This is a genomic window from Fusibacter sp. (genome assembly GCF_057447755.1).
The window spans coordinates 1-2777 of the sequence record NZ_JBVBZF010000412.1 but is presented as its reverse complement, the minus strand read 5'-3'; the positions used below and the strand labels follow the sequence as shown (position 1 = coordinate 2777).

Here is a 2777-nt window from a genome sequence, read left to right as displayed (position 1 = left end):
GATCCACGTCATCTCATTGAAACCATATCTAAATATCTTGAACACGATATTCTCGTTTCAGAAAAAGCCATTGAAAATAAACGCGAGGATATCAGCGATTTTATAGATATTTCGAAGTTGAATGCCAGTGAGATTGACCTCTATGATGGTATTAATCGTTTAAACAGCAACCCCATGTTTTACTTTAAAACTTTAGACTCATTTCTTGACCGTATTGACGAACAAATCATGACTTTAGAAGATCATTTTACAGAAAACGATATAGATGGCATCAAATATCTGTCACATTCTCTTAAGGGAATATCTGCAAATCTGTCACTTATTAGAATAAGTCAGTTATTGTTTTCACTTGATAAGATTATGAACACGACACTTGACTTAAAGGCTGCCAAGGTATTGTTCAATGAGTTAAAAATGGCAGTTTCAGATTTTAAAGCGGTTTATGAACTTGCACGTATCAAGCATAGCACAACTCATAGGCATGAACTTGCCAATCGTATAGATGCAACCAATCAAAGTCAATTAAGTAGTTTGTCAACCCTTATCATCCAACAACTTAAAGACATGGATTATGAAGTAACCATTACTTTAGAAACGTTTTTAAATCAAATTGATCAGGATATTTTCGCTCACAATATTCAGGAACTAAATAAGACACTCTTGACCTTTGACTATGATCAGGTATTAGCACTCTTTTTAGAGTTGTTAAAAGCACTTGGTATTCGAAAAGGAGAATTGGTATGAATCTAGAAATGCGTAAAAGCACAATTTTAATTGTAGATGACATGCCTGAAAATCTCAGTATTTTGGGTGAACTACTGCGCGGAAAATATCACATAAAAATTGCCACATCAGGAGAGAAAGCACTTCAAGTTGTGAGTTCAGGTACACCACCTGATTTAATTTTATTAGATGTCGTCATGTCTGGTATGGATGGGTATGAAGTTTGTCGTACATTAAAAAGTCATGAACTTTATAAAAAAATACCCGTTATTTTTATCACTTCAAAATCTGAAGATATGGAAGAAGTTGCCGGCTTTGAGGCAGGAGCAGTTGATTATATCATAAAACCTTTTAATCCAATTGTGGTCACTGCACGTGTTAATACACATATTGAGCTCAAACGTTATAGGGATTGGCTTGAAAATTCTTCCTATACAGATACACTCACCGAGCTTCCCAACCGTCGCAAATTTGATGAACACTTTAGCATGACTTGGCATTACAATTTAAGAGATCAATCACCTCTATCCATTATCATGATCGACATAGACAATTTTAAGGCCTTCAATGATCACTATGGCCATCAGGTTGGAGACGAATGTATAAAACATGTGGCTCACAGCTTTTCAGTCTGCATCAAGAGAAAGATTGACATCATTGCCAGATATGGTGGTGAAGAATTCATTTGCGTACTTCCCAACACAACGAACTCAGACGCGGTTGTACTAGCAGAAGCCCTTCGCAAGGGTGTTTTAGACCTAAAAATTCCACATGATTTTTCTGACGCAAATCCATACGTGACCATAAGTCTTGGTGTCTCAACCATAATTCCACAGTATGACATGAGACCTCAGGAACTTATCGTTGACGCAGATAGGGCCTTGTACCAAGCAAAGCGTGAAGGTAGGAACAGGGTAATTTCAAGAATCTTTGCTCAATGCCCATGATTTAAATGTCTTTTGAGGAGGTTAAAATGGCATATCTTGTTGACTTTAAAGAAGTCTCTACAGTCGGGCTTGAATCATCACCAATGAAAACTGCACTTGCAGGACTACGCGCTAACGAAGCCCGCTATTTTAATACCAAGTACAACCATGCTTTCACTGTGCTCTCGGTCGATGAAAGCAGAGAAGCACTTGAGTATGTCAACCATATATTAAAAACTGAACGCGATATCGTTTTTAGTTCAAGACCACTTGAAACTTCTAGCTTTCAGGTGGAAAACATCAAGTTTACCTACGTTTTTTATGAAGATGGACTCGTTGTAAATGTCATGTACACAATTGACAATCCAAAGAAACGGGCTGTTGGCTTTAAACTTTCCGATGGTATGAAAATTCCAACAGAACTCCAAGATAAATTTAAATTTGCACGCCAAAAGTCCAAACTTGCGGGCACGATTAGAGGGTCATTCTTCGTAATCAAGGGCGAATATTAAAATCTTATCTTTTTAATAGCGATAGGTTCTTTTGCTTCATTATGATACCACAATCATTTAACGCCAAAACCCTGTTTTGCCGTTACCACTCTCATCTAACCGCTTTTCGCAAGTTGAATATTCTTGCTCAAAGCTGTATGAGAGCTAATGATCTATAATGAAAAACCCCAGAGTTCACCATCACACTGGGGTTTCATATGGTTATTGGTTATTACATTAATCCGAGGGCTCATTTTTTATATTTCGAATATTTTTATATTCCAAAATCGTTAATACGATCATCAACCCATCTAAAAATGATAGAAAGAGTAATACAAACGAATAAGTTGACATAAACCTCTGCATTTGGAAAATGATGAAAACTAAAAACATTAAGCAAGATACTGGATATGCCCATAATTTTTTCTGCCATAATAATATCAAAATGATTAACTTTACACCACCATGTGAAAGTAGATAATACGTTGTAAAATGCTGTGCACTCAATGAATAGACTTGGCTAACAGAAATGAGATAGTTCATGATTAAATCAGTTGGGTCTTCAAAAAGTTCTTCTTTTGAAATAACAGCAATTAATTGATTCATCCGATCAGGTGTTAAAAAAAACATCAGAAAT

Annotated in this window: 4 protein-coding genes; 3 read left to right on the top strand and 1 reads right to left on the bottom strand. The window is 36.1% G+C overall.

What is annotated here, in order from left to right; all coding sequences use genetic code 11:
- The 3 genes from AC220I_RS20990 to AC220I_RS20980 form a co-directional block, all read left to right on the top strand.
- Nucleotides 1–744, top strand: a 744-nt coding sequence (locus AC220I_RS20990; protein ID WP_486725823.1) for an Hpt domain-containing protein, incomplete at its 5' end; no start/stop codon positions are given.
- Nucleotides 741–1670 (top strand): diguanylate cyclase, encoded by a 930-nt coding sequence (locus tag AC220I_RS20985; protein WP_486725822.1) that lies wholly within the window; start codon nt 741–743, stop codon nt 1668–1670. The genes AC220I_RS20990 and AC220I_RS20985, both read left to right, overlap by 4 nt.
- A 26-nt stretch (nt 1671–1696) precedes the next feature.
- Nucleotides 1697–2161 carry a phage tail protein gene (locus AC220I_RS20980; RefSeq protein WP_486725821.1) on the top strand — a complete coding sequence of 155 codons (465 nt, stop codon included), beginning with the start codon at nt 1697–1699 and terminating at the stop codon, nt 2159–2161.
- A gap of 216 nt (nt 2162–2377) precedes the next feature.
- Here the strand turns inward: AC220I_RS20980 and AC220I_RS20975 are convergent.
- The coding region (locus AC220I_RS20975; RefSeq protein ID WP_486725820.1) for a DUF2127 domain-containing protein at nt 2378–2777 on the bottom strand (400 nt) is incomplete at its 5' end.